At 72.8% G+C, this 2276-nt stretch carries 2 protein-coding genes; one reads left to right on the top strand and one right to left on the bottom strand.

Annotation, left to right across the window (positions count from 1 at the left end; all coding sequences use genetic code 11):
• Positions 1 to 1208: AMP-binding protein (locus K6I34_RS35935; protein WP_229332226.1), on the top strand; the 1208-nt coding region annotated here is incomplete at its 5' end.
• Between the two features lie 348 nt (positions 1209 to 1556).
• On the opposite strand, the gene K6I34_RS35930 is transcribed toward K6I34_RS35935, so the two are convergent.
• Positions 1557 to 1847 carry a hypothetical protein gene (locus tag K6I34_RS35930; protein WP_229332225.1) on the bottom strand — a complete coding sequence of 97 codons (291 nt, stop codon included), beginning with the start codon at positions 1845 to 1847 and terminating at the stop codon, positions 1557 to 1559.
• Positions 1848 to 2276 lie beyond the last annotated feature (429 nt).

The following is a 2276-nucleotide window of genomic DNA, read 5'->3' as shown; positions in this document are numbered from 1 at the left end:
TGCCGGGGCTGCCCTGCCTGCGGGAGGTCGTGGTCCTGGCGGAGGACGCGCCCGCGGAGTTCCGCACGTGGCGGGAGTTCCTGGCCGCGGGGGAGACGGTGCCCGGCTGGGCGGTACGGGCACGGGCCAACGCGGTGGCGCCCGACGCGCCGTCGGACATCGTCTTCACCTCCGGCACCACGGGCGAGCCGAAGGGCGTGGTCGCCAGCCATGCCCAGAGCCTGCGCGCGTTCGGGGCCTGGAGCGACCTCGCGGGACTGCGGGAGGGGGACCGGTATCTGATCGTCAACCCCTTCTCGCACACCTTCGGCTACAAGGCGGGGGTGCTGGCCTGCCTGATGCGGGGCGCGACGATGGTTCCGCAGGCCGTCTTCGCCGCGGAGACGGCGGCGGCGCACATCGCGGCGGAACGGATATCCGTCCTGCCGGGGCCGCCCACGCTCTTCCGGTCGCTGCTCGACCATCCGGCGCGCTGGACGTACGACCTGTCGTCGCTGCGGCTGGTGGTGACGGGGGCGGCGCCGGTGGAGCGGCGGCTGGTCGAGCGGCTGCGCGAGGAGCTGGGCGTGCTGACGGTGCTGACCGCGTACGGGCTGAGCGAGGCGACGGGCCTGGTCACGATGTGCAGGCGTGGCGACGCGGACGAGGTGATCGCCGGTACGGCGGGCCGGGCCGTCCCGGACACCGAGGTCAGGGTGGTGGCCGCCGACGGCAAGCCGCTGCCGCCCGGTGAGCCGGGGGAGATCCTGGTGCGCGGCTACCAGGTGATGCCGGGCTATTTCGAGGACCCGGAGGCCACGGCCGCCGCCGTCGACGACGAGGGGTGGCTGCACAGCGGTGACGTCGGTGTGCTCGACGAGCAGGGCAATCTGCGGATCACCGACCGGATGACGGACATGTACGTGGCCGGTGGCTTCAACGTCTACCCGGCGGAGGTGGAGCGGACACTGGCCCGCCACCCCGGGGTGGCCGAAGCGGCGGTGATCGGTGTGCCGGACGCCCGGCTGGGCGAGGTGGGGAAGGCGTTCGTGGTGCTGCGGAGCGGCGCCGGGACACCTTCGCCGGACGAGCTGATCGAGTGGGCGCGACGGGAGATGGCGCAGTACAAGGTGCCGCGGGCGGTGGAGTTCGTACGGGAGTTGCCGCGGAATGCGGCGGGGAAGGTGCTGAAGGGGGTGCTGCGGGGCGCCTACCGGGGTGCCTCGTGAGGTCCGTTTGCGGCTGCGGGCCGGCGGGGTGAGCGTGCTTCTGTTTCCGGGTGCGCTTGCGCTCCGCGCGGCTGCGGGACGGTGCGGGGTGCTGCGCTGCGGGGCGCCTACCGGGGTGCCTCTTGCGCTGCGCGCGCGGCTGCGGGTCCGTTGTGGCTGGTCGCGCCCACGCGGCGGAGCCGCACAATGTCACAGCCCCGCGCCCCTGACGGGGCGCTGCTGCGGTGATGCGGAAGGCGCGGCCCGGGCGGTGGAGCGGGGTGCGGGCCGCGTCTCCCGTGCGGCGGACGTGATGGCGCTGAGGTCGGTGTTCCGCTGGGGCCGGGACGGGCCCCTCCGGGGTGGCCTCTAGCGGAGCCCGGCGAATGTGCTGTGGTCGTCCGCGGTGCCCGTGGTGTGGTCGCCGGCGCCGAGCGTGCTGTGGTCGTCGCGCGGGTTCGTGGTGCCCGTCGTGTGGTCGTCCGTGCCACCGGTGGTGTGGTCGTCGTGCGGGCTCGCGGTGCGGAGCTGGACGGAGGTCGGTGCGGCGAGCGTGGTGTGGTCGTCGGCGGTGGCGGGCACCGCGGTGGCGACGGCCGCCGCCACGGCGAAGGCCGCTATGGCAGCGGACTTCTTGATGCGCTTGGTCGTGCTGTGCATTTCAACTCCTCTTGATCGGGGGCGGTGTTGCAGTCGTGACGCACTCGGCGACGACACGGATGTGCCGCCGTCGCCGACATAATGACCGCAGGGGCCGGCGTCGACGGCTCCCCCTCCGCGCTGCCGACGCCGGCCCCTGCAGTCCCCCGTTGGTCTGTCCCCCCGTTTCTCAGGACATCCCTGTTCAGTTGTCGTGCGGTGTTCCCCCGTGGGGGCTCTCCTGACGGAGAGCCCCCGTTGTTGCGTGTCGTTCCTTGGTGCGTCGCGCTGTTCCTCGTGAACGTTCCCCCGGTGAGCGCCTCTCCGGGAACCGTCCCCCGTTGGCTCGGTTCCCTGAGGCGTTCACGTTCACGTTCGCGATTCCCCCGTGGTGGTTCCCCCGTGATATTCCCCCGTAGTGGTTCCCCCGTGGTGATCCCTGTGTGGGCC

Origin of the sequence: Streptomyces sp. UNOC14_S4, from assembly GCF_020740835.1 — a bacterium.
In the GTDB taxonomy this organism is placed as follows: Bacteria; Actinomycetota; Actinomycetes; order Streptomycetales; family Streptomycetaceae; genus Streptomyces.
This window is presented reverse-complemented; position numbering and strand designations above follow the sequence as displayed.

Coding starts and splice junctions, on each gene's coding strand:
- K6I34_RS35930 (WP_229332225.1), bottom strand. CDS start 1,847: ATGCACAGCACGACCAAGCGCATCAAGAAGTCCGCTGCCATAGCGGCC.